This is a genomic window from Alteromonas sp. V450 (genome assembly GCF_001885075.1).
In the GTDB taxonomy this organism is placed as follows: Bacteria; Pseudomonadota; Gammaproteobacteria; order Enterobacterales; family Alteromonadaceae; genus Alteromonas.
In genome coordinates this window covers 1560153-1583974 of sequence record NZ_MODU01000004.1, presented here as the reverse complement: position 1 = coordinate 1583974, position 23822 = coordinate 1560153, and the positions used below count along the sequence as shown (strand labels likewise).

Annotated in this window: 18 protein-coding genes; 9 read left to right on the top strand and 9 right to left on the bottom strand. The window is 43.3% G+C overall.

Going from position 1 to position 23822, the window contains the following annotated elements; genetic code table 11:
• Window positions 1-135: 135 nt before the first annotated feature.
• From accD to purF, 5 genes are all read left to right on the top strand, one after another.
• A complete protein-coding gene (accD, locus tag BK026_RS06935) occupies window positions 136-981 on the top strand; it encodes an acetyl-CoA carboxylase, carboxyltransferase subunit beta (protein ID WP_071815191.1) in 846 nt (281 codons plus the stop codon).
• On the top strand, window positions 981-2276 hold the full coding sequence (gene folC / locus BK026_RS06930) for a bifunctional tetrahydrofolate synthase/dihydrofolate synthase (RefSeq protein ID WP_071815190.1): 1296 nt from the start codon (window positions 981-983) through the stop codon (window positions 2274-2276). Before accD ends, folC begins: the two co-directional genes overlap by 1 nt.
• 46 nt (window positions 2277-2322) lie before the next feature.
• Window positions 2323-2937, top strand: a complete 615-nt coding sequence (locus BK026_RS06925) for an SPOR domain-containing protein (protein WP_071815189.1) — start codon at window positions 2323-2325, stop codon at window positions 2935-2937.
• 141 nt (window positions 2938-3078) lie between these two features.
• On the top strand, window positions 3079-3567 hold the full coding sequence (locus BK026_RS06920; RefSeq protein WP_071815188.1) for a CvpA family protein: 489 nt from the start codon (window positions 3079-3081) through the stop codon (window positions 3565-3567).
• Window positions 3568-3581: 14 nt separating this feature from the next.
• On the top strand, window positions 3582-5105 hold the full coding sequence (purF, locus tag BK026_RS06915; RefSeq protein WP_071815187.1) for an amidophosphoribosyltransferase: 1524 nt from the start codon (window positions 3582-3584) through the stop codon (window positions 5103-5105).
• 80 nt (window positions 5106-5185) lie between these two features.
• Here purF and BK026_RS06910 read toward each other — a convergent pair whose 3' ends face one another.
• Window positions 5186-5785, bottom strand: a complete 600-nt coding sequence (locus BK026_RS06910; protein ID WP_071815186.1) for a Yip1 family protein — start codon at window positions 5783-5785, stop codon at window positions 5186-5188.
• A gap of 250 nt (window positions 5786-6035) precedes the next feature.
• The gene (locus BK026_RS06905; RefSeq protein WP_083575043.1) at window positions 6036-6827 is read right to left on the bottom strand and encodes a tRNA-(ms[2]io[6]A)-hydroxylase; all 792 of its coding nucleotides are present in this window, start codon (window positions 6825-6827) and stop codon (window positions 6036-6038) included.
• Between the two features lie 160 nt (window positions 6828-6987).
• On the opposite strand from BK026_RS06905, the gene BK026_RS06900 reads away from it, so the two are divergent.
• Both BK026_RS06900 and BK026_RS06895 read left to right on the top strand, forming a co-directional pair.
• Window positions 6988-7569, top strand: coding sequence for an ACP phosphodiesterase (locus BK026_RS06900; protein ID WP_071815185.1), 582 nt, complete (start codon window positions 6988-6990; stop codon window positions 7567-7569).
• Window positions 7570-7783: 214 nt separating this feature from the next.
• Complete coding sequence (locus tag BK026_RS06895; protein ID WP_071815184.1) at window positions 7784-9370, top strand: S10 family peptidase; 1587 nt, start codon at window positions 7784-7786, stop codon at window positions 9368-9370.
• A gap of 22 nt (window positions 9371-9392) precedes the next feature.
• Here BK026_RS06895 and BK026_RS06890 read toward each other — a convergent pair whose 3' ends face one another.
• Complete coding sequence (locus tag BK026_RS06890) at window positions 9393-10325, bottom strand: LysR family transcriptional regulator (RefSeq protein WP_071815183.1); 933 nt, start codon at window positions 10323-10325, stop codon at window positions 9393-9395.
• Window positions 10326-10422: 97 nt separating this feature from the next.
• Here BK026_RS06890 and BK026_RS06885 point away from each other — a divergent pair, with 97 nt between their 5' ends.
• Window positions 10423-11436: a zinc-binding alcohol dehydrogenase family protein gene (locus tag BK026_RS06885; RefSeq protein WP_071815182.1), complete on the top strand. Its 1014-nt coding sequence runs from the start codon at window positions 10423-10425 to the stop codon at window positions 11434-11436.
• Between the two features lie 206 nt (window positions 11437-11642).
• Window positions 11643-15341, top strand: a complete 3699-nt coding sequence (locus BK026_RS06880) for a PAS domain-containing protein (protein WP_071815181.1) — start codon at window positions 11643-11645, stop codon at window positions 15339-15341.
• A 721-nt stretch (window positions 15342-16062) separates the two neighbouring features.
• Here the strand turns inward: BK026_RS06880 and BK026_RS06875 are convergent.
• From BK026_RS06875 to BK026_RS06850, 6 genes are all read right to left on the bottom strand, one after another.
• Window positions 16063-17157: a hypothetical protein gene (locus BK026_RS06875; protein WP_071815180.1), complete on the bottom strand. Its 1095-nt coding sequence runs from the start codon at window positions 17155-17157 to the stop codon at window positions 16063-16065.
• Window positions 17158-17312: 155 nt separating this feature from the next.
• Window positions 17313-18455 (bottom strand): topoisomerase IV, encoded by a 1143-nt coding sequence (locus BK026_RS06870; protein WP_083575039.1) that lies wholly within the window; start codon window positions 18453-18455, stop codon window positions 17313-17315.
• A gap of 10 nt (window positions 18456-18465) precedes the next feature.
• A complete protein-coding gene (locus tag BK026_RS06865) occupies window positions 18466-18879 on the bottom strand; it encodes a phosphate ABC transporter substrate-binding protein (RefSeq protein ID WP_256253709.1) in 414 nt (137 codons plus the stop codon).
• A gap of 645 nt (window positions 18880-19524) precedes the next feature.
• Entirely contained in the window at window positions 19525-21024 is a 1500-nt protein-coding gene (gtfA, locus tag BK026_RS06860) for a sucrose phosphorylase (protein WP_071815178.1), read from the bottom strand.
• Between the two features lie 323 nt (window positions 21025-21347).
• Window positions 21348-21530 carry an oxidoreductase-like domain-containing protein gene (locus BK026_RS06855; protein ID WP_071817536.1) on the bottom strand — a complete coding sequence of 61 codons (183 nt, stop codon included), beginning with the start codon at window positions 21528-21530 and terminating at the stop codon, window positions 21348-21350.
• A 529-nt stretch (window positions 21531-22059) separates the two neighbouring features.
• Window positions 22060-23820 (bottom strand): flotillin family protein, encoded by a 1761-nt coding sequence (locus BK026_RS06850; protein ID WP_071815177.1) that lies wholly within the window; start codon window positions 23818-23820, stop codon window positions 22060-22062.
• Window positions 23821-23822 lie beyond the last annotated feature (2 nt).

The window sequence follows — 23822 nt, the reverse complement described above, 5'->3', positions numbered from 1 at the left end:
GGTGGCAGTTCTGCTGTAGTACGTATTTTTTCTTTGTAATACAGCACGAGACTAAAAATTAATGCGCTGCTGGTCACAAGTATGAACAAACATTAACGACCACGACCGGCAATCAAAACAAAGGATTCAATTTCCATGAGCTGGATTCAAAAAATTCTCCCTCGTACTCAAACATCGACAAAAGGTAATGTGCCTGAAGGCATTTGGACTAAGTGTGGTTCATGTCAGTCGGTGCTGTATAAAAGCGAACTGGAAAAGTTACAAGAAGTTTGCCCTAAATGCGACCACCATATGCGGATAACGGCAAGGCGCCGAATTGACGCATTTTTAGATGAAGGGGATCGCATTGAACTTGGTGCAGAACATGAACCACAGGATGTATTGAAGTTTAAAGACTCTAAACGCTACAAAGATAGAATTGTTGCAGCTCAAAAAGCGACAAATGAAAAGGATGCACTGGTTGTGATGCAGGGCAAGCTGAAAGGTATGCCTGTTGTAGTGGCGTGCTTTGAGTTCGCTTTCATGGGCGGCTCGATGGCTTCTGTTGTAGGAGCGCGTTTTGTTGCAGCAGTAAATGCTTGTTTAGAGAACAATATGCCCCTTATTTGTTTCAGTGCTAGTGGCGGTGCACGTATGCAGGAAGCGTTAATGTCGCTTATGCAAATGGCGAAAACTTCGGCTGCATTAGCTAAAATGAGCAAAAAAGGCTTGCCTTACATATCGGTGCTTACCGACCCTACAATGGGCGGAGTGTCGGCAAGTTTAGCAATGCTCGGAGACATAAACATTGCCGAGCCAAAAGCGCTTATTGGCTTTGCTGGACCACGCGTGATTGAGCAAACCGTACGCGAGAAACTCCCAGAAGGATTTCAGCGCAGTGAATTTCTGGTCGAGAAGGGCGCTATTGATATGATAGTTGACCGTAGAGATATGCGTGATAGATTACACAGCCTGTTAGTAAAGCTGCATAATCAAAATTAGTGAAAAATACAGACACATCAAAGACTGACTCAAACGCAAAGAGTTTGAGTCAGTGGCTATCCTACCTTGAATCTATCCACCCAAGCACCATTGATATGGGGCTTGATCGTGTAAAAGCAGTTGCTCATGCTATGTCACTCGATTTGAGCAATGCGCTTGTAATCACCGTTGCCGGCACTAATGGCAAGGGAACAACATGTAGGTTACTGGAACAAGCTTTGCTCTCTCAGGGCAAACGCGTGGCTGTTTACAGTTCACCACACCTGAATGACTACAGAGAGCGTGTACGACTGAACGGTGAGTTAGCATTGGCCACTGATTTCGTCGCGGCTTTCAACTGCGTCGAGAGTGCCCGAAATGAAACTAGTGGCGGAACAACAAGCCTTACCTATTTCGAGTTTGGCACGTTAGCTGCGATAAAGATGATGCAATCTTGGAATGTGGATGTTGCCATTTTGGAAGTGGGTCTGGGTGGACGCTTAGATGCAACAAACATTATTGACCCTGATCTTGCTGTTATTACTACAATTGATTTAGACCACCAAGATTGGCTGGGCAATACGCGAGAAAAAATTGCTCGTGAGAAAGCAGGTATCATGCGCAGCGGCGGCAATGCCATTGTTGGTGAATTATTCCCTCCGTCATCGCTGTATGATATTGCAAACGAACTTAATGCCAATGTCCGTTGGGCTACCGAAGATTTTGAGGCGATTATTGCCAGCGACTACAGCGAATGGAGCTGGAAAGGCAAGCGTCACTCTTATACGTCGCTTCCTTATCCCAAAATACCACTTCAAAATGTCAGTACGGCACTTGCAGCACTAGAGCTTCTTCAGTTATTACCTGAAGAAAAAGTACTCAAAGATATTATTCAAAATACAACGATGCCTGGTCGGCAGCAGATTATAAACCAAAACCCACTGGTGGTTGTGGATGTTGCACACAACCCTCAAGCAACGTTAGCTATGAAAGAGTGGCTAGCACGCTATAACGCGGACAGTTTGCGTATTGTAGTGGGTATGCTGAAAGACAAGTCGATAGCGGAAACATTAGCACCGCTTTCAGACTTAAATGCTGATTGGTATGTTGCTAATACACAGGGGCCAAGGGGGTGTTCGGCTGATGTATTGGAAAATGCGCTTGTTAATGCGGGCACGAGCATTCAGAATATAGCCTTGTATGAAAGTGTAGAGGCTGCGTATAAACAGGCCTTAACCGATTATCAATCTGGCGAGCTTATTCTTGTATTCGGTTCTTTTGTTACCGTGGCAGATGTGCTGGCTATTCAGTGTTAGCAAACATATTTTTTAAGTAAAACCGGTCAGTAAGCAGGAGAGTGAAGTGACATCGGCATTAAAGAACAGACTGGTAGGGACTGTCATTGTTGTAGCGCTCGCCGTTATTTTTTTACCCGACTTTCTTGATGGAAAAAAGCAAACTAACAAAGAGCCGTTTGTTTCGGTTCCGGCAAACCCTCCTAAAAAGCCAATCGTAGAGCCCGAACCTTTTCCTTCGGAACGGGTTGCGAAAGCGTCGTTACCTGTTGTCGAGATTGTTAACGAGACAGCTGAAGAAGACAAGTCATCTGATATTACATCTAAAATTAGCGATAGCATGGCATCAGGGGATGTTGATGTGTCGAATGCGGCCGCCGAACAAAATGACTTAGCCAGTCAAACGATTGTCGATGTAAATAATGAGATTGCCGAACAAGATGCGGGTTGGGTAGTTCAACTCGGTAGTTTTCGTCACCAAAAAAATGTTCAAGCACTGCTTACAAAGCTTGAAAAAGCTGGATATCGAGCGTTTAGCAGAAAAATAACAACAAGTTCCGGAACCCTGAACAAAGTATTCGTAGGGCCTGATCTAGAAAAACAAAAATTGGATTCTGCGTTGCCCCATTTAAAAGAGCTTACCGGGCTTAAAGGAAAGGTAACAACCTTCAAAGTGGAATAGTGTTTGTACACATGCGTGCTTTTAGACTAAAGCAATATTATTACGTACTAGTAATATTTCTAGCTTCTGTTAGAATGCGCGCCATCTCGCCAAAGGCTCGTTGCTTAGAATTATAGGCAACAACAACGCAATAAAGAGACGATGAACTGGGTAGACTTTTCCATACTGGGTATCATTGCGGTATCTACCTTAATAAGCCTCATTAGAGGGTTTGTTAAAGAAGCCATTTCTTTAGTGGTGTGGTTTGCTGCACTCTTTATTTCAAGTAATTTTTACGCCGATTTAGCTGTTTATTTCACAGCCATAGACGACCCCTATTTAAAAAATGGTGCTGCCATAGCAGCGTTGTTTGTTATTACACTTATACTTGGTGGCATGATAAATTTTGCTGTCAGCCAACTGGTACAAGCAACCGGTTTGTCAGGTACTGACCGGGCCTTGGGAATCGTTTTTGGTGCTTTGCGTGGCGTTCTTATTGTTAGCGCATTGCTCTTTTTTATGGACACTTTCACGAGTGCTGCCTCTGCAGCATGGTGGCAATCTTCGGTACTTATACCTGAATTTGGTGTCATTATTGAGTGGTTTTTCAGTTATGTGAAAGACTCCTCCAGTTTCTTAAATCCCGCTTGAAATAGGTAACGCACATGTGTGGTATAGTCGGAATAGTTGGTAAAACGCCCGTAGCTCAATCGCTGTACGATGGTTTGACGGTTATTCAACACCGTGGACAGGATGCTGCAGGTATCATGACTATCGACCAAAATATGTTTAATTTGCGAAAAGCGAATGGCTTGGTTCGAGATGTTTTCCATACACGTCATATGAAAAGGCTCTCGGGCAATATGGGGATAGGTCACGTACGTTATCCAACAGCCGGTACGTCGAGCTCTGCAGAAGCACAACCTTTCTACGTAAATTCGCCATTTGGTATTGCGTTTGCCCATAATGGAAACCTAACTAATGCACACGAGTTGCAGGAAGAAGTATTTCGTATAGCACGACGCCATATCAATACTACTTCAGATTCTGAATTGCTGCTAAACATCCTGGCTCACGAGCTTCAGCAAGTGGCGGGATTGAGCGTAAATGCTGAGCACATTTTTGAGGTAGTGACCAAAGTTCATAAAAAAATTCGCGGTGCCTATGCTGTTGTCGCGGCTATTATTGGACACGGAATTGTCGCGTTTCGAGACCCGCATGGGATCCGCCCGTTAGCACTTGGTAAGCGTATGAGTGAACTGGGCGAAGAGTGGATGGTGGCGTCAGAGAGTGTGGCTCTCGATGCGGTTGGCTTCCAGTTCGTGCGAGACGTAATGCCAGGCGAAGCGGTATTTATTACTGAGCAAGGACAGTTGCACACTAGGCAGTGTGCCGACAATCCAGTAACGTCACCGTGTATTTTTGAGTTTGTTTACTTTGCACGCCCTGATAGTTTTATAGATGGTATTTCGGTCTATGCATCGCGTGTAAATATGGGCCGTAAACTAGGCGAGAAGATTAAACGCGAATGGTCAGATCTGGATATCGACGTCGTTATTCCAATCCCTGAAACTTCAATGGACGTAGCGCTTCAAATCGCAAATACGTTAGAGTTACCTTATCGTCAGGGCTTTGTGAAGAACCGCTATATTGGTCGAACCTTCATCATGCCTGGCCAAACTATGCGCAAAAAATCTGTGCGACGCAAACTAAACGCAATCTCCTCTGAGTTTAAAGGGAAAAGCGTGTTGCTTGTTGATGACTCTATTGTTCGCGGTACCACATCTGGTCAAATAATCGAGATGGCACGCGAATCTGGAGCAAAGAAAGTATATTTTGCTTCAGCAGCACCCGAAATTCGGTTTCCAAATGTGTATGGTATTGATATGCCTTCGGCTAATGAGCTTATCGCTTACGGTAGAGAAATCGATCAAATAGCTGAGCTAATACAAGCTGATGGGCTCATTTTTCAAGATATTTCTGACCTTGTAGAGTCTGTTCGCGAAGAGAACGAATCTATTCAACGCTTCGAAACTTCTGTTTTTGATGGTAACTACATTACCGCGGATATCGACCAAGCGTATCTTGAACGTATAGATATGTCGCGTGGGGAGAAATCGCGAAAAGCACCTGTAGTGCAAGCAGAACTCAGTAACTTAGACGTGCACAATATCGATTCAACCGATTAATTTTTGCTTTCTTATTTCGCTTTTTTAAAAATAAAAAAACCGCTCAATGTGAAGCGGTTTTTTTGTATCGTCGTTTCACGTTAGTGCGTAAACACTGGGCCACCAGACAAACCCCAAATAAGCACAGAGCCGGTCATTAATATGACCAGCAACACCAACCCGCAGGTTACTACTGAACTTGAGTAGATGAAGCCCTTGTCCTCATGCATGTGCAGCATAATAGGTACGCCGGAATAAAGAAGATATACCGAGTAGCTAATACCGACAAACATCGCCATCATCACAACCCAAAGCTCAGGATAAAGCCCCGCAAAGCCAACCATAAACAAAGGTGTTGCGGTATATGCGGCTAATTCAAGCGATTGCGTGTATGTGGGCGCTGCATCAAAGGCCTTCGCCAGTTCATGAATGAGTATTGCAAGGGCAACTACGCCGGCAACTAAACCGAAATACATGCCAATGCCCATCATTACAGCACTTTTTTCACTTAACCGGATGACATCGCCAGCGCCAATGCTCCAACCAATGTGTGCGCTAGAATAATACGCCACTAAAGAAGGTATTAGAGCAATAAATGCGATATGAGTTAGCGCGTAGAAATAGGTTTCATGCTTGGTATCAATCGTTTGCCATTCTTCTTTAGGATGGGTGTAGATACCGATGAGATGATTCAAGATCATAAGACCGCCTTTTTCAACAATGTTCTAATTTTTGATTTTTAATATTGCTGTTGGCAGAAAACACGTTAAAAGTGTGTAGAGTAAACGGCAAGAACACCGCTACTACATATGCTCGCCTTTGCGTCTATATACGATCAAACACTGCCGTTAACAATATGTTTACAAATTGATAGTGCAGCATGTTTGGTTAAGCGTCAATAAAATTGTTTAAATATTGTTCGTAGTCGCTGTTGTGGCGGCGCTCGCTATTTTAGGGAGCCTCCTGAAAAACAGGCACGCCCGAATGAAAACGCAACTCTTTGTCGTCACTTAGTATCAAGGTTTTTTCTACGTTTGCGAAATGCGTGACTCGCTCTGTGATATCTACAGATGATATTTGTGTAGCAAGATTGAGATAGTCTTCAAAATGGCGTGCTTCCGAGCGCAATAATGATACGTAAAACTTACCAAGTGCTTCAGATACATAAGGAGCAAGTTTTGCAAAACGCTCGCAAGAACGCGCTTCTATATACGCACCGCATATCAGCTTATCAACTAACTTTTCGGGTTCGTATGTTCTGACATGACGAAGCAATCCGTTGGCATAACGGCTAGATGTTACCGATTTGTATTCAAAGCCCAGTTCATGCATGATTTCCAAGACTTGATAGAAGTGATGGAGTTCTTCTTTTATTAACAAGACCATTTTGTTGAGCATGTCTTTTTTAAAAGGGTCGAGGCCTTCGGTGTTGAACACGTTTTTTGATAGGTGTTTTGTGTTTAGGGATTGCCAATCACCTTCGTGACGATAGGTGAAATCTTCATAAGGCTTTAACCAGCCAAGTAGTGTTTTACTCGTTGCATCGTCTGCTACGTACCTTCTCAACAAGTACATTGCAGATTGTGCAGCTTTTAACTCGCAAATAAGGTGGTCGGTTAAAATAATACGTAAGTTTTCTTCTTTTTGGGCTTCTTCTAGCCAAGCATGTGGCGTTTCACATTGCAAAAACGCGTTAATAGGGGTTAAAAGAGAGGACATTTCGTCGCTAGAAATTACCGTCATTATTTGAATTACCAGACTTATTTACATTGCGTTGTGTTTAACATAGCTTAACGAGCTTGATGGGAGTGGTCACGCCACAAAGCGGTTGATTGCTTTACGCCGCAATACTAACGATAGGGTTGCCGAAAAACAACTTAAAAAAGCCTAATGAGCCTGTTTAATGAACTATCTTGCGCACCTTTATTTCGCTAAACCTACTGTAGATTCTCATATTGGTAATTTACTGGGAGACTTCCGGCGTGGCGTCGATATTGGCCTCTTACCTAAACCTGTGCAATTAGGCCTGCAAAACCATTATCACGTAGACAAGTTCACCGATGAGCATCGCGCTATAGATGCCGCTAAAAAACTCTTTAACAAAAGTCATAGACGCTTTGCGCCGGTTGCGTTAGACATATATTTCGATCATTTACTGATCAAGCATTGGGATGACTTTTCGCCAGAAAGCTTTGAACAATTCCGTAAACGAAGTTTCTCGCTACTTGAAGAGGGCCTTCCAAGGATGCCTAATTCTATGCAGCGCAGTATTGGGCATATGATTAATCATAATTGGTTTGACGATTATGCTTCAGAAGACGGTATAGCGAGGGCCATTAAAAACGTTGCCAAGCGTATTCGTTTTGAAAATACATTCCATCAAAGCGTAGAGGATATACAAGCCAACAAGTCGACGATTGAGACGCTTTTCTTGGCTTTTTTTCCTGAGCTTGTTAGTCATATTTCACGCAATGGCCCTGAGTAGCAATATTCAGCAAATCGTTTGCGCCTTAAGCTACCCGGTTACTAATATATTGCCGTATTTCAAAACAGACGACCTTATTTCGCTTTTGCTATACATCGGAGAAAAACGGTTATCTGTCGTACAACTGACTGTTTAAGGGTGAGACCTTAGAAAAAAACGCGCATAGTTAACATCACGGCCATAAAACGTTCATAACGACAATAAAGACACAATTATGAGAAAAATAAGTTTACATGGAATACCAAAGAATAGACGCAAACGTGCCTCAATTATTACATTTTGCTTACTTGCGCTGTCGCTTTTTACTCTGGAACTGCACGCAGAAGTTTCGGCTGATCAAAATGTCAGTGCACATGCAAGGAATATTGAGATAGACAATTCCGTAGTAACAGAGCATGAAACTAAAATATTAGGAAAACGCGTAAAATACAGTGCTACAACAGGCACACAACCAGTCTGGAATGGTGATTCAGACCCTGTTGCAACATTGTTCTATACGTACTATCAAAGAACAGACGTAAAAGACAATACTACTCGACCACTGATTATCTCTTTTAATGGTGGCCCAGGTTCTGCGTCGGTTTGGATGCATGTGGCCTACACAGGGCCAAGGATCTTAAATATAGACAGTGAAGGCTATCCGGTACAACCCTATGGTGTGCAGACAAATCCATATTCGATATTAGACGTTGCGGATATTGTTTTTGTGAATCCCGTAAACACAGGGTATAGCCGTGTACTTCCAAAGGCAGACGGTACGATGCCGTCAAAAGACGAACAGCAAAAAATGTTTTTTGGTGTAAATGCGGATATTAGCTATCTTGCAGAGTGGGTCAATACCTTTGTCACACGGAACAATCGCTGGCGTTCACCTAAATACCTTATCGGAGAGAGCTACGGTACAACGCGGGTTTCTGGCTTAGCCCTTGAGCTTCAAAACCGTCAATGGATGTACCTGAACGGCGTAGTTTTAGTGTCTCCTACCGATATTGGTATTGAGCGTAATGGCCCCGTGAAGGCGGCCAATCGCTTGCCTTATTTCGCCGCCACCGCTTGGTATCATAATCGATTGGATGAAGCCTTACAGAGTAAGGACCTGCTTGAATTGCTGCCAGAAGTAGAAGATTTCACTATAAACGAACTGATTCCCGCACTTGCAAAAGGGGGCTTTGTTAGTGAGAACGAGAAGCGCACTGTTCTTGCAAAGATGGCACGTTATTCAGGGTTAAGCGAAGCGGCCATTGCACAAAATAACTTGGATGTAAGTACGGCCTTTTTCTGGAAAGATTTACTTAGGGATGAAGGAAAAACGCTTGGACGCTTAGATAGTCGGTATTTAGGTATTGATGCCAAACAAAGCGGAGACCGTCCGGACTACTGGGCAGAGTTAACCTCATGGCTGCACTCGTTTACGCCGGCGATTAACTATTATTTAAGGGAAGAACTGAATTACAAAACCGACATAAAATACAATATGTTTGGCAATGTGCACCCTTGGGATAGAAGCAATAACAACACGGGGGAGAACCTCCGTCTTGCTATGGCGCAAAACCCTTATTTAAATGTGATGATCCAAGCCGGTTATTACGATGGTGCAACGAATTACTTCGACGCTAAATACACCATGTGGCAGCTTGACCAAAGTGGAAATATGAGAGACCGTTTAAGCTTTAAAGGGTATCGAAGCGGCCATATGATGTATCTGCGCCGTGACGATCTTAAACAGTCTAATCAAGACCTTCGCGCTTTCATAGCTGAAAGCATGCCAGCTAAGGGCGAGCCAGCTATTTATAGGCGTTAATTTGCTAACTATTGTGTGCTTATCAAAGCTGGTGCCTGTCGAGGGCACCAGTGTTCGCCAGTTTAGAGAGTAAGTCGTTACAGCGAGTGGTTAACATCTCTCTGAGCAACCTCACTGATGGTGTAATAGCTTGTCTGCTTGGGCAGATAAGCCATAATTGAGTAGGTTTCACCGTAACTTGAGGCAACAACACTATCAGTCGCTTAGCAAGAATATCATCACATACGTCTAAGCTTGATTTAACAGCTAAGCCTTTACCTGCAACTGCCCATTTTCGAACTATTTCTCCGTCATTAGCGGTTCTAGTGCCGTTCATTTTTATTTTGTGCTGACCTGTGGCTCCTAGGAATTCCCATTCGCTATAAACCTTATCGTGTAATTGATAAAATAACCCGGCATGATTTCTAAGATCATTTAAATCTTGCGGAGCACCAAATGCGTCAACATACGAAGGTGAAGCGACAAGCAGACGCGGCACGTTACATATTTTAAAACCGTAAATGTTTGCATCATCAGGTGAGCCGTAGCGGAGGGCTAAATCGACAGGATCGCGATAAAAATCAACATTACTGTCGCTCAAATAAAGTTTAACACTTACTTTTTCATGACTCGCCATAAAGTCATCAAGCCATGGCGTAATGACATTGCGCCCTAAATCAGAAGATAATCCTAGCCTAAGTTCTCCTTCTATTTCTCCGTTGTCAGCTTTAAGGTTTTGTTTGGCTAAACTAAGCATCGCCATGGCTTGTTCGCAAATGGGTAAAAACCGCTCTCCTGCAGATGACAATCTTAGAGACCGCGTTGTTCGGATGAAGAACTCTGCACCAAAATGCTGCTCTACACGCTTTACAGCGGCGCTTGCCGTTGCAGTTCTCATGTTTAAATGTGTCGCTGCTGCGGTGATGTTTCGAAATTCAGCGACTTTCAAAACGACGTTTAAATCTTCTAGCAACATAACTTTCAAATTTCGTTTGATAATATTTCAATTATTCTGCTGTTTATTTCAGGTTTATCAAGCGTAATATGATGTGAATCGTTAAAGGAGATAAAAAATGAAAGCAGTAGGGTATAAGTATTCGCTATCGATCGATAACGCTGATGCATTAATCGATATCGAGATAGAGAAACCACGAGCAACAGGTAAAGATATACTGGTGAAAGTTAAAGCCATTGCAGTGAATCCTGTTGATTACAAAATTCGTCAGAGAGTTAATCCAGATGGCGGTGTGCCGAAGATCCTCGGCTACGACGCTGTGGGTGAGGTTGTAGAAATAGGTGAAAAGGTCACCGGTTTTGATATTGGCGACCGGGTTTACTACGCGGGTGATTTAACACGCCCCGGCGCCAATGCCGAATATCAGCTTGTGGATGAGCGAATAGTCGGCAAAGCACCAGCAACACTAACTGACAGCGAAGCCGCAGCGCTTCCATTAACGACAATTACCGCATACGAACTTTTGTTTGACCACTTAGGTTTAAAGCAGCAAACATCGCCAAGTAACGATGTTGTATTGGTTACCGGTGCAGCCGGAGGTGTAGGCTCGATAATGCTTCAGCTGTTGAAAACGCTGACAGGAGCAACGGTAATTGCGTCAGCTTCTCGGGATGCTTCAAAGCAATGGGTGAGCGCGATGGGGGCAGATTATGTCGTAGATCACAAAAAACCTATTGCTGAACAAGTGAAGGCACTCGATATCGGTGATGTTACACATGTAGCAAGCCTAAATAGTACACACGAATATATCGATGCATATGTCGAAGTGATGAAGCCGAAAGCAAAGCTTGCGTTAATCGATGATCCGGACCACTTAGATATCTCGAAATTGAAACAAAAAAGTCTGTCGCTTCACTGGGAATTTATGTTTACACGTTCAATGTTCGAAACGGAGGATATGATTGAACAAAGTAGACTGTTGACTCACGTTGGTAGTCTTATCGACCAGGGAAAAATAAAAACAACGGTTGGGCAACACTTGGGGGCAATTAATGCCTCTAACTTGATAAAAGCCCACAAGTTGCTTGAAGAGGGGGCCGCTATAGGCAAAATAGTTTTAGAGGGTTTCTAACGCCCTACTTAATCAGTGTCAGCGAATAAAGGTTAGGAGGCAAAACGAATTACCGCTTTTGCTGACTTATCACTAAAGCTTAATATATTGTGAGCCCAATAAGCTTTACGATGCACTAATATCCCGATATATTAGAGGCTTATCTTGGGGGAAATACCTTTGTTTTCCCCATACATCTAGTACATTTATTGTGTAGGGCTTAATAAATGGATTTACGCTTTAAGGCGTCGCGAAAAATTCGCGCAGCGTGTGTTTCAATTTTTTTGTTTTTTTATTCCGCTGGCGCATTCGCATTCAGTGATTTTGCAAAGGATAATCCAAACAATGCGGCCGCATTGATCTATCTTTTGTTATTTGTTCTGGTAGTGCTTTTAATTGTTCCCTTGTACCAGTTTTACTTGCACGCTATTGAATCAGTAAAGCTTCATCAAGAGCGTAAAGCTCACAATGATATATTGGATTCATTTGATACCGGTGCTATCTACCTAGACAGCAATGGAAATATTGTTTCAGCCAATAAAACTGCATCTACTCTGTTTAAAACCAAAGAAGAACAGCTTGTTAAGAGAGATTTTTCAAGCCTTTTCGCCACAAGTGATAGGCAAAAAATTACCCGTGCATGCTCAAGCGAACATGATGTCGTTGAGGCGTCGCTTCAGGGGTCGGGTGAGAAAGTGTCAGTTAATTTTGGTGAGATGTTACCCCAGGGCAAAATGTCTTTGCGCATTGTTACCGTGCACGCCGCCCTGTCTGATTCCGAAAGTAAAAATGGCGGTCGAAATGTAAAACTATTAGGTGAGTTATCTCAGACAAAGAAAGCGTTAGAGAGTATTCAAGATAAAGCAGGTAAGATGTTTTCGTCTGCGCCCGTTGCAGTGGGTAAAATGACGAAAGATTTCAAAATCGTTGAGGTCAATGACAACTTTTTAACACGGCTTAAATTTAAACGCGCTGAACTTAACAATCGCCAACTATTTTCTCTTTTTGCTGAAAAAAGTGAGGCTGAGAGTGCCGAAAAAAGTTTACAAAAATCTCGCTCTTTAGAAAACTTTAGGGCAACAATTGTTGGGAATAAAAGCGTTCGTTATGAAGCGCAGGTAGACGTCGAAATTCTCGATGAAAAACAGGAAGAGTACCTGTTCTGGATTGTAGAGAGAGTAGACGAATCGTTTAAAACGCAGATCAATACACTTGAATCTGAACTAAGAGACGCTGCTGAGCAGGCGAAAAACAAAGATAGCGAATGGCAAAAGTCACAAGACTCATTACAGGAAACGTCCGCCAAACTAGAAAAGACGAAAAGCTCGTTAACCGACACTGAGTCAAAACTGTCTGAAAAAGAAAAGCTGTTAGCTGAACTAAAGGCTTCGCAACAGCAAAAAGAGTCTGAAGCAAACAAGTTGCAAGCGTCCTATGATGAGACCCGCGCTGCGCTGGATAAAGTGAGTGCAAATGAGGCTGATTTAACTAAACAAGTCGCCAAACTAACGGAGGAACTGGCGAGCTCTACAAGCGAAAAAGACGAACTCTCCAAGTCTCTAGATGAATTGAAAACGCTTGCTGAAAGTTACAAAAAGGCAATAGATGACAAAGAGCAGGCCTTAACATCGTTAGACAGCAACAATGCAGAGAATGAACAGAAGGCTGCGCAAGTAAGTGCAGAGCTAGAAGCGCTACAGCAGCAATTTTCTGAAAAAGAAGGCCGCTTAGTTGAAGCCAATGCAGAAATTACTGAACTGCAGCAATCTGTAAAAACTCTGCAGGATGAACTTTCCACATATAAAAACGATTTGGACCAGAAGGCTGCCGCCGAACAAACGCTTCAAAAACAACTGGCAGATTCAGAGAAATCACAAAACGAGCTTGTTTCAGAACTTCAATCAAGCATTGCTTCACTAAAAGCGGATGCTGAAGCTGAATCTTCTAAATTGAAAAACGAGCAAGATAAGCTGCAAAAGCAATTAAACGATGCGAATGACAAGGTGGCATCTCTCACAAGCGAGTTAGAGAAAAGCGCTGAAAATGAAAAGCGTAACCGCGCTGAGAGCGAACAAGGCAATCAAGCAATTACAGAGCTTGAAGCGCAAATTGACCAGCTTAAAGAAGAAGCGAAACGCCAACAACAGTTGCTTGACGATAAAAACAACGAGATTGAAGGTGTTCAGACTAGCAGTCGCAGTAAAGTTGATGAACTAGAAGCGGCGATTGCCAAGCTGCAACAGGACAATCAAGCGCTACAGGATAAATTGACTAATGAGTCGAGCGTATTGTCTGACGCTAATACACAAGTTAAGCAAGTGGAAGAAGCCAACGCAAGCCTTCGACAAGAATTAGAAGCGTCTCAGGCAGCCTTGTTCTCATTACAGCAGGCAGCTGAACAAAAAGACACGGAAAACGCTGAATATACCGATCAGGTAGCAGCGTTAACTGCTGAGATTGCGTCACTAAAAGCCGAAGTTGAAAGTAGTCAGGCGGAGCGTGATGCCAGCGAAGCGAAGTGGAGTGAAACGACGGACGCTTCAGAGGCAAAAGGAAAGGAATTAGAATCACAAATTCAGGCGTTAAAAACAGAAAACAGTGCGTTGCAATCGCGCCTTGAAGGAGATTCAGATGCAGTTGCACATGCAAACGAGCAGCTACAGCTTCTGGCGAAAGAAAAGTCTGAGATAGAAAAACGTCTTGCCGATGAAATATCTAACAATGCGGCGCTCATGGAGAGCAACCAGCAAGCGCAGGCTGAAATTAACAGTGAAGTTAAACAGCTCGAAGACGTCAAGCGTGAACTTGAAAAGGCCTTAGCTGATGAGCGAGCGACGGTTGCTATGCTCAAAGACAATGAACAGGCTCTGGAAACACGCGGAAATGAACAGGTAACGCAGCTTGAAGAGGCTAAACGCGAGCTAGAGAAAGCATTGGCCGATGAACGGGCAACGGTTGAAATGCTGAAGCAAAACGAACTGGAAGCACAGTCAAAAAATAGTGATCAATTATCGGAAGCAACAAAGGCTAAGCGTGACCTCGAAAAAGCCTTGGAAGATGAAAAGGCCACTGTAATACAGCTTCAACAGATGGGGCAGGATAAGCAGCGTCACTTAGAGGAAATTGAGAGCGAGTTGAATGGCTTGAAAGAAAGTAAGGCTGCACTTGAGGAAGAACTTAAAGGCTCGTCTGAAACCGTTTCGACCAATACCGATAAGATAAAACAGTTAGAACAAGCGAAAACTGAACTTCAAAAAGCCCTTATCGATGCCCAGCAGTCAGTTACTTCATTGCAGAAAATAACTGACGAAAAGCAGGCCGTTGAGAACGAACTCAAAGCACAACAAGAAAAAGCGGCGAATGCCGAAAGTGAGCTTGAAAAACAGATACAAAAGGTAAGCGCATCAGAGAAAGCGTTACAAGAAGCGCAACAAAACCAATCTGTTTTACAAGAACAGCTTACGAAACTAGAGTCACAGGTAAATGAGGCAAAAACAGCAGCCTCTGAAGTTTCTGCTGACGCGAGCGCGACACAAGCGTACCCTGTCAGGAGCGATATAGAAGCGCTACCAAGCCCTGAGAATCCGGTAGCGTTTTTTGACCTAAACTACTTCTGGTCTTCTCAAGATGAAAATGCGACGCTTTCATCCTCGTTGCAATCGCTTCTTGTTAAAGTAGAAGATGTTATTGCCAAAGGCGAAAAAGCGGTAGAGTCTGAGAAATTAGGCGAGCTGGTCTCAACTTCACAAGCGCTGATGAAGCTTGCCCGTTCCATTAATGCAGAACCACTGGTTGATTTGGCACAAAGCCTTGAAAATGACTGTCGTCAAGGGTTACTTGATAACGCTTTAATTCGTTGGTATCCAACTAAGACAGGTCTTCAGAAAACGTTAAAAGTGGTGTATCAGCAGCTGCACCGACTATAAAATGTTTAAAGATTAAAAGCGGAGTTTACTCCGCTTTTTTGTTGAGCATTCGTGAAAAAACTGTTTCTCTTGCTTGTAAAGGTTTCGATAGACAGAAACGTTGTCACTAGGTCGAGTTTGCAGGCTATTTACCATGTTTCAATTTTTAACCTCGCATTTTGATGCACTAAGCGCTAATCACACGATGCCCATTACGCTAGTAAACGCAGCGGGCACAATATGTTATACCAATCTGCATAGGTCACTACCCACTCAGCGAGAGTTAAAATTTTCGTGATCGCGGCATGTTACCGAAGGTATAGTGGTTCTACATCAAGGTAACACAGCAAAGAGTACGGACATTTTACACTCGCTCTCCTGGAAGTTCTGGCAAGCTTCCTAGCTTTATTCTGGTACTTTAAAAGAGTACGGCCATTTGCATTGCCACGCTTCGCTAGGATACTTGCCAGCGCCTTCTAAGTGGGCAAATATCTATGCGAATTGATTAACTAATTACCAAAAGTCATTTTAATCTTCTTCGTCGTATGACGGGGGGGCTTTTAAGCTGTCCTTCGTTGTATTTTACAAAGGCCACAGTCGTCAGGTGTAGTGCCTGAGTCTCTTACATATAGTTTTGAAGGCCCTGATGTTTGTGATAAGCGCTAATTGGGCGTGTCGGAAGGTTACAATGTATTAGCCACTAATTTATAAAAAATAGTGGCTAATACACGTGAGATGCTTTTTAGTTTGCGGCTGGGATTACAAAAGTCTGGCTGACTTTTAACGGGTTAAGTACGTCGTTAGTAGATAAGTCTACCGTGTATTCGCCAGGTGTTGTTCGTTCATCAGAGTCGAACTCTATTGTGAATTTGGTGATTGTACGGCCTGCAATCGACTGCCTATCGATAGTACTGCCATTGGGATTAATTGCTCGCATTGCGATAAAACCACCTGGCCTGAAGTTAAACGATGCAGTAATCTCAACTGAAGTTACACAGCGCGAACCATCAGGGTAAGTTAAGCGGCAATAGTTAGGCTTAGCTTCAAAGTTAACGATTTGTAGCTCGCCAGAAATGGATGTAGCACTTGGCTCCTCTGTAACGCCTTGAAGCTCGTTGACAAGTAACTGAAGTCGCGCGTTTTCATCGTTTGCCTGGGCTAACTTAGCTTCTAAATCTTCGCTATTACTACCTTGTTGTAATTGCGTGATTTGTTCTTGCAGCTCGCTGATTTGCGCCGTTAATTGTGCATTGCGCGCTTGAACATCATCAAGTTCTGCGAGGCTTTCATCGCTCTCATCGATTTTTTCAAGAAGCTGCTGATTTTCTTCTTTCAATTGCGCTAGCTCTTCGCGTAATGACTCTAGCACGTCGTTGCTTTCTGATGAGACACGCTCTTTTTGAATATCGTAAATTCTTTGTTCAAGCGAACGAATTTCATCGTTACGGCTATTAAGTGATGCTACACATGAGCGCTGTTTTTCTTGCGATTGACGCAATTTTTTCTCAACCGCTGTTAGCTCATCAGAAGAGGGAAGGGAGTCACACGCCGCGGCAGGGGTTCCATTTCCATTTTGCTGCAACTGAGATAACGTGGCTTGTTTAGCGTTTAAGTCTTCTTGAAGTTTAGTAATCTCAGCAGAAGACGAATTTACTTTTTCCTCGAGTTCTGCTGATTTTGCGATGAGCGCTTGATTCTCTTCTACGATGTCATCTATATAAGATTGGTCTGCTGAAAGAGACTGATTCATTTTGAAGAAAAAATACAGTGCCAATATCACCAAGAATCCAATCACAGCACCTAGATACTTTGCTGCATGTTGAACCACTCTTTCCATAAATCTGACAATTCCTCGTTTATACTGCTTGAACAATCTAAGTACTTTTAAATTGTTTTGTTTTAATTATTGATTTCGATAACTTTAACAGTTATTCACGAGCTTATGAACAAAAAAGCCCACTTAAAAGTGGGCTTTTACACGTTTTTTTAAATTTAGAAAACGTAGTTAATTGCTATGCGACCAAGCGTTGCATCTCGAGCGTCGTCTAAGTCGTCAGAATAGCGGCTTATTTCCGCTTTTAGCGCAATGTTTGCGTCATAATCGTAACGAACTGTAGCCGATGCTACCGTGTAGTTTTGCGCAAATACACTGCTGATAGCTAAAAGGCTTGGCGTTATCGCTGTTTGAAGCGGCTCGCCTAGCTTAGCAAGTTGCTCGACACCTTTAACTTCGTCACCTTCAAATGACTGATACGTTACAGATGGAGTCCACTTTCCGACACGTAGGCCTGCCGTTACGTACCAAGCTTCGTCTTCAGGAGTGTACGACTCTTCAATATCAATATTGGTATACTCACCGCCGATAAACCAATCGAAGGTATCTATCTGAACACCAATACCGATAAAGCGACCTGTATCGTCTTCCATTAGAAGGTAATCTCTGAGGCCTGGCGCAACATCCGATAATTGACCGTTGATTTGTTGGTTCAAGTCAGGTTGGTCGAACGTTGCTTTTGTTGAGCCATATACGCTACGAATACTCAGCCATTCATTCGATAACTCAGCACTCACCATAAAAGTATTATCGCCTTCGATAGTACCTGCCGAAATCTCATTTTCAAAGGTTCCGATTGCAGCGCCTAATTTATATTCCCAGTCTCCCGCAAAGTCAGAGTAGTCAATACGGAAGCCGTCCAAGTCATTGAATGGAACTTCGTAAACCGCTTGGGGTGCAGAAATCCAGTGGTGTGAATAACCTACATCAAGTGAATCTGATAACTTGAACAGAGGAAGGCGGAAACGACCGGCAGAAACCGCCATGTTGTTTGTTACACGGTATGTGAGATATGCCCATTCGAAGTCAACGTCAAAGTCGTTCTCACCGCGAGCAAGTACCTGCACGGTAGCAGACATTCGGTCGTTAACGTCACCACTTGCTTGAAGTGCGAATAAACTCTCTTCACGAAAGCTGATTCTATCGTCGTATCCATACAGCGGGTCTTGCGTAGGCGATACCACGCGATCGTCGCTTGCCATACCGCCGATAAAGTTTGCAAAACCATTTATTCTAATGTTGGCGTGTGCTGTATTGACAAGGGCTACAGTCAATGCCGTTGCTAATAGTGCTTTTTTCATGACAAAATCCTTAGTCTAAGTTTACGACTTTAACGTCGCCGTTTACTGAGGCTGAATCGATGTATCCAATCGCGTTCTTATCGCCCTGAATAAACTCGATAACTTTCGCATCCGTTTCTACTTCTTGCGGCGCGATCCCACGGCCAGTGAAGACCAATTTCGCCCACATCGCTGAAACTTGAGCAGTGTTGCGCCCAAGCACATCGCCATCAAACTCTGCACGCAAAGGATTTGTTGCAGGTTGTTTAACGATAGTTGCCACTTCACCAGAAGGAAATGCGGTTTCTTTGCCTAGAAAAAGACGTTGAACATTTTGCTTAGTAATTGTTGCCTGATTGTCAGGGTGAACTACAACAACGACTTCAGCAACGGCTTGCAAGCTTAGTAAGGCACCAAATAAAGTTGCGCCAATTGTGCGTTTCATTATGATCGTTTCCTTGAATCGTTACTATCGAATACGGGTATACAACGCTCCCGTCTTAGCGACGACTCGCTGTGTGTGTTAAGCGTGATTTTTATGGTATTCGATTTATTCTTATTTTTAGTCAGCGTTTTTGCCTACAGGGTGTGAGCGCACACAAGGTACTTCTGCCTTTCGGATCAGGCCTCCCAAAAACTATAAAAGAGTGTCGTGTTGCTACTAAAATGTCAAGCCGAAATAGACGGTTAGCGTATTAAATTTTAGTGCAGCAGGGCACAGAAAATACCTTATTCTGAAAGTTATAGAATTAAAGGCCAGCGATAGAGCACACAATCTTTACGTTAAATGGTTTTTTATTGGAGAGTTTTTACGTGGCACCGTTGAATAGTTATTCATTTATATGTGTTACTTATGCTCTTGTGCGGGCGCTTTAACAACGTTGAAGTGTGGTTGAATAATTTGGTGCCCTTAGCGCTCAAATCGTAAGATTTTTTATCTGTATAGAGGTAGTCCGCTGATCCAGATTTTTTGAAATTGGTGAACAAAGTTAATTAAAAAACACTTGAGGCGCTGCACACTGCACATAGTAAAAAGCGGCAGAGTTACATTCTTGCCGCTTTAGTATGGTGAAGATTAAGCGTGTTGCGATTAATTGTTTAACAACGCTTGAATATCATATGTTGATTCTTCATCACCATCTTTTAGTAATATGTGGCCTTCCATCGTGCTGAAATCAATCGTCAACAATGCGTGTGATTTATCACCATTCCATGACAGAGAGAGTACGTTAGATTCCAAATTAACGTTAAACTCACCACTGAAGGCTGCGCTGTTGTTACGAATGCTTATAAGAGTCATTAGGCCCTTAACAACGGGTTTGTTTAACGCCAGTTCCACGTCTGCGCTAGATATATATGGGCGATTGATATCGCGTCCAACGTTTGTGCGGGCGAGCAATTCCATATCATTGTGAGCGGCTAAAAGCCCGCCATAGTACACCTGGGGGATGCCAGGGCTGAAAAATTGAATTGCGCGCGCCAACAAGTAGTTGTAGTCGTTCTGACCTAGTGCATCGTAGTATGTACAGTTCACTTGATAAAGGTCGACATTGTTAGCTGCTGCGCCGGTAGCTTTCTTCGACTCACTCTTTGAATTAAGGTGAATCTGTTCTACCAATGCATCAATTTCGTTGTCCTCAAGAAGCCCAGCTTTTTCGCCATTTGCACCAACATCGACAATACCAATACCATCGTGGGTATCAAGCACTGTAAAGCAATTTCTTGGTGAAATAGATAGCCAATACGCCAGCGCGTTTGCATTTTGAGTAAAGAGGGTATGCAGCACTAACGGAGGCAATGCAAAGTCGTAAACGCTGTCGCAACGCGATGCAATATCAATTTGCGTTTGATAATGACTGTGAATTTCAACCAAACACTGCATGCCCATATTGCGAGCGCGGTTCGACAACTCCTCGATAAACGCAAACGTCTCTTCAAGCATAAAGCAGTTGGTGCCAGCGCGTTTTATTGCGTAGCCAGCTGCATCAAGTCGAATTAGATCGACATTACTTTCTGTAAACGACCTCAAAATAGATGACAAGTAATCTTTGCCTAACTGCGATTCCACATCGATATCAATTTGATTAGAGGTGAAAGTTGTCCAAAAAGGTACTGATTCTACTTTTCCGCTTTCCGTGCCCACTTCGTAGTTACTGAAAAAAGGGGTAGGTCGAGGGCGGAATACCTTTGCTATTTGATTGTCTATCTGTGCTTGGTCGTTACCTTTAAAGACATCTTCTTTTGTTAAGAACAGTGGCCAATACTCTGAATCACGGCCATGCTTCAACACGTCTTTAAATGCGTCGCTTTGCCCTGACATATGATTAACAATAAGGTCTGCCATGATATTGACCGACTCACCAAGCTGCTTAACATTACTCCAATCGCCCAAACGCTTATCAACAGTGGTATGGTCGATAGGATCAAAGCCAGCGTCTTCACCATCGTAGGGATAGTAAAAAGGCAGAATGTGAACGCCTGTAAATAAGCCTGCTAGCGGCCCTTCAAGAAGGCGTGTTAAGCTTTCAATGTTTCCATCTCCCAGTCGGTCCGCATACGTGATTAATTGAACGCCATTGCGTATAGGCATGATATCTCTCCAAAATTCAGTATGTACCTGCTCACGCTGGTCTTTAAGCGTTGTAAACAGGCATTACCTTGAATTAAGCGTTGTTTGCTCGTTGAGTTTAAAAAAAGAACAGTCAAAGGCCGCTTAATTCTTTTTCTCTTCGTGGTTTTTTAGCATAAAACTAAACCACAAAAGTACTTGTTTCTTAATCGATTAAGATAAGATAGCAGTAGTTATCGGAATTGTAAATGAGAAGTTGAAAAGTTGGGGTTATTGGCGTGGCGTTGGAATGGGGGCGTTACCGTTTTCTTTGTTTGCGCTGTATTACTGTTAACATTATTATTTCAATCTTCAATGTGGGGGGGCGCTTTCTTACCCGCATCGTGTAGGTCTGTATTATCTTTCATTGCTTCTTTCCATTGCGCTAGCTTTTCATAATAAACATCCCATATACAAGGGCAGCATGAGCCACCGCCACAGCAGTCGTCCCTAAGTGGCTTTTCGGGTTTTTCGAGAGATGAATTCATAGCAATACCGTACGCATAGAAAATTGTCCTCTTTGCAGGCGTGGGCACGTGTTAAAGCAAAGTAATGGGAGCGTAGAAATAGCTGCTTCCTTTATAATTCCCAAAGTAAAGCCAGAAGACTTGCCAGACCGTTTTGTAGGGCGCGTTTAAACAACATACCCTCTGTAGAGACACCTTGATGTAGCGCCACTATACCTGCGGTAACACGCTCCGCTCAAGAATATTTTGAATCTCGTTGAGTGAGTAATTATTTGCACGTACTGGTATAAAAACCTTACATTCTCGTCACTACACCACGCACTGCCAGTGGCGTGTTGATTGACTCATACGCTAGTAGGGGCTTATAACAGCATTGTTAATAATACAAAATGTGCTGAGAAAAAGCGGTACGAGAACAAGGAAGATATTAAGGTTATTACTAATCTTGCGTATACTCAGTGCCACCACCAAACGAAAAGTTTTATATGTGGTGGCACCTTATCATAAACGCAGTTCACCCTATGGGTAGGGGCTGGAAAAAGGCCGATACTTATTCTTTATTCGATGCGCTTTCTTGAGGCTGCTGGCTCTTCACCGTTGTAATTGGCTTTGGCGTTACCGTATTTACTTTGGAAAGCAAATCGCTTTTACCCGTAACCAAGTCGTTAAGCGTGCCAGTATCTGCATCTACTAAGCCTACCTCGCGCAACATAGTATCAACAAGCGGGGCATTGGCGCGGTAGTTCAGTGCCGCTTGCGTTACTTGTTCTGCTAAACCAGTATTCGCAGTAGCAACCGTTTGTTCTTGGTTCATGCCGCTTCCTTGTCCATAACCTTGCAGTATTTTGATCCCTTCAATGTTCTCAAGAGGCTTAACAGCATGTTGAACAAGTTCAGGCAATACCTTGAGCATCGCAAGTGCTTTTTGCAGCTCAATTTGCTCATTTTTAAGTGTGTTTTCTGCTTCATATAGCGCTTGCTTACCTTGCGCTTCAACCGCGAGTACTTTTTCATCGGCTGCGGCCTGAAGCATTTTTGCATCTGCGCTCGCTTTTGCTTCAGTTAAAATTGCATCTGCAGTATTTTCTGCCGCTTCTTTCTTAGCCTGTGCTTCAACTGTAATACTTACGGCTTCTCGCTCTGCTTCTTTACGTGCGTCGATAACCTCAATCTGCTTTTTACGCTCAGCTTCAGCGACCATTTTTGCCGTTGTTACTGCTTCTACTTTTTCGACTTTCGCTTTTTCCGCTTCTGCCGCTTTTGCCCGAGCTGCTGATTCTTCTTCAGACTTTGTTGCAACGGCAATCTGTTTAATTTGTTCAGATACTTCTACTTCTTGCTGCTGGCGGATTCGAGCTTGCTCAAGCGCTTGGCGCTTGGCTATTTCTTGGGTTTCAATTTCACGAGACTTTTCGATTTCAGCGGCTTCAATGGCGCGGTTTTTAGCAATCTCTGCCTCACGTTCTTCTCGTTCCTTCATTTCACGCTGTTTGGCTATCTCTGCTTTTTGCTCTTGCCGTTTGAAAGCAAGCACTTGCTCTTGTGCCAAGCGAGCTTCTTCTTCGTCGCGTTTAACTTCAAGCGACTGTTTCTCAGCAGCCAAGTTACGCTGTTCGATGAAAATACGGTTTTCTTGCTGAATGTCATTGGTTTCTTTACGTTTTTCTTCAATGATCTTCGTTAAGCGTGCGCGACCTTCGGCATCAAATGCGTTGTTTTCGTTGAAAAACTGGAGGTCGGTTTGGTCAAAGCCGGTTAAGCTAACCGACTCTAACTCTAAGCCGTTCTTTTCGAGGTCGTTAGCCACACTTTGCTGAACTTTTTGTACAAAGTCTGCGCGCTGTTCATGCATTTCAGTCATGCTCATCTCAGCCGCAACTGCACGCAGAACATCAACAAACTTCGACTCCATCAATTTTTTAACCTCTTCTGCACGTGTTGTACGAGTTCCTAAGGTTTGTGCTGCCATTGAAATGCCGTTGGCATTTGGTGCTACACGTAAATAGAAGTCTGCTTTTACATCTACCCGCATGCGGTCTTTTGTAATGAGCGCGTCTTTCTGAATTTTCTCTACTTCTATGCGAAGTGTGTTCATGTTGACGGGAATGATTTCATGTACAACGGGTAAAACAATTGCTCCTCCGTCTTTGATGACTTTTTCGCCACCAAGCCCAGTTCGTACGAATGCCGTTTCTTTGGTCGCCCGCGTATAGAGCTTGGCAAAAATGAGGCCGATTAAAATAAGCCCAACGACGATTACACCTGCAATAAAGAGTATTGACGGCAAGTTAGATGTTTGAAGTGTATCCATAC

Excerpts from the sequence above, each read along its gene's own strand:
- BK026_RS06850 (WP_071815177.1), bottom strand. The coding sequence starts at position 23,820 with ATGGATACACTTCAAACATCTAACTTGCCGTCAATACTCTTTATTGCA.
- BK026_RS06885 (WP_071815182.1), top strand. The coding sequence starts at position 10,423 with ATGAAAGCAGTAGGGTATAAGTATTCGCTATCGATCGATAACGCTGAT.
- BK026_RS06900 (WP_071815185.1), top strand. The coding sequence starts at position 6,988 with ATGAACTATCTTGCGCACCTTTATTTCGCTAAACCTACTGTAGATTCT.
- BK026_RS06905 (WP_083575043.1), bottom strand. The coding sequence starts at position 6,827 with ATGACGGTAATTTCTAGCGACGAAATGTCCTCTCTTTTAACCCCTATT.
- BK026_RS06855 (WP_071817536.1), bottom strand. The coding sequence starts at position 21,530 with ATGAATTCATCTCTCGAAAAACCCGAAAAGCCACTTAGGGACGACTGC.
- BK026_RS06875 (WP_071815180.1), bottom strand. The coding sequence starts at position 17,157 with ATGGAAAGAGTGGTTCAACATGCAGCAAAGTATCTAGGTGCTGTGATT.
- BK026_RS06880 (WP_071815181.1), top strand. The coding sequence starts at position 11,643 with ATGGATTTACGCTTTAAGGCGTCGCGAAAAATTCGCGCAGCGTGTGTT.
- BK026_RS06870 (WP_083575039.1), bottom strand. The coding sequence starts at position 18,455 with ATGAAAAAAGCACTATTAGCAACGGCATTGACTGTAGCCCTTGTCAAT.
- BK026_RS06895 (WP_071815184.1), top strand. The coding sequence starts at position 7,784 with ATGAGAAAAATAAGTTTACATGGAATACCAAAGAATAGACGCAAACGT.
- accD (WP_071815191.1), top strand. The coding sequence starts at position 136 with ATGAGCTGGATTCAAAAAATTCTCCCTCGTACTCAAACATCGACAAAA.
- gtfA (WP_071815178.1), bottom strand. The coding sequence starts at position 21,024 with ATGCCTATACGCAATGGCGTTCAATTAATCACGTATGCGGACCGACTG.
- BK026_RS06920 (WP_071815188.1), top strand. The coding sequence starts at position 3,079 with ATGAACTGGGTAGACTTTTCCATACTGGGTATCATTGCGGTATCTACC.
- BK026_RS06910 (WP_071815186.1), bottom strand. The coding sequence starts at position 5,785 with ATGATCTTGAATCATCTCATCGGTATCTACACCCATCCTAAAGAAGAA.
- BK026_RS06865 (WP_256253709.1), bottom strand. The coding sequence starts at position 18,879 with ATGAAACGCACAATTGGCGCAACTTTATTTGGTGCCTTACTAAGCTTG.
- purF (WP_071815187.1), top strand. The coding sequence starts at position 3,582 with ATGTGTGGTATAGTCGGAATAGTTGGTAAAACGCCCGTAGCTCAATCG.
- BK026_RS06890 (WP_071815183.1), bottom strand. The coding sequence starts at position 10,325 with ATGTTGCTAGAAGATTTAAACGTCGTTTTGAAAGTCGCTGAATTTCGA.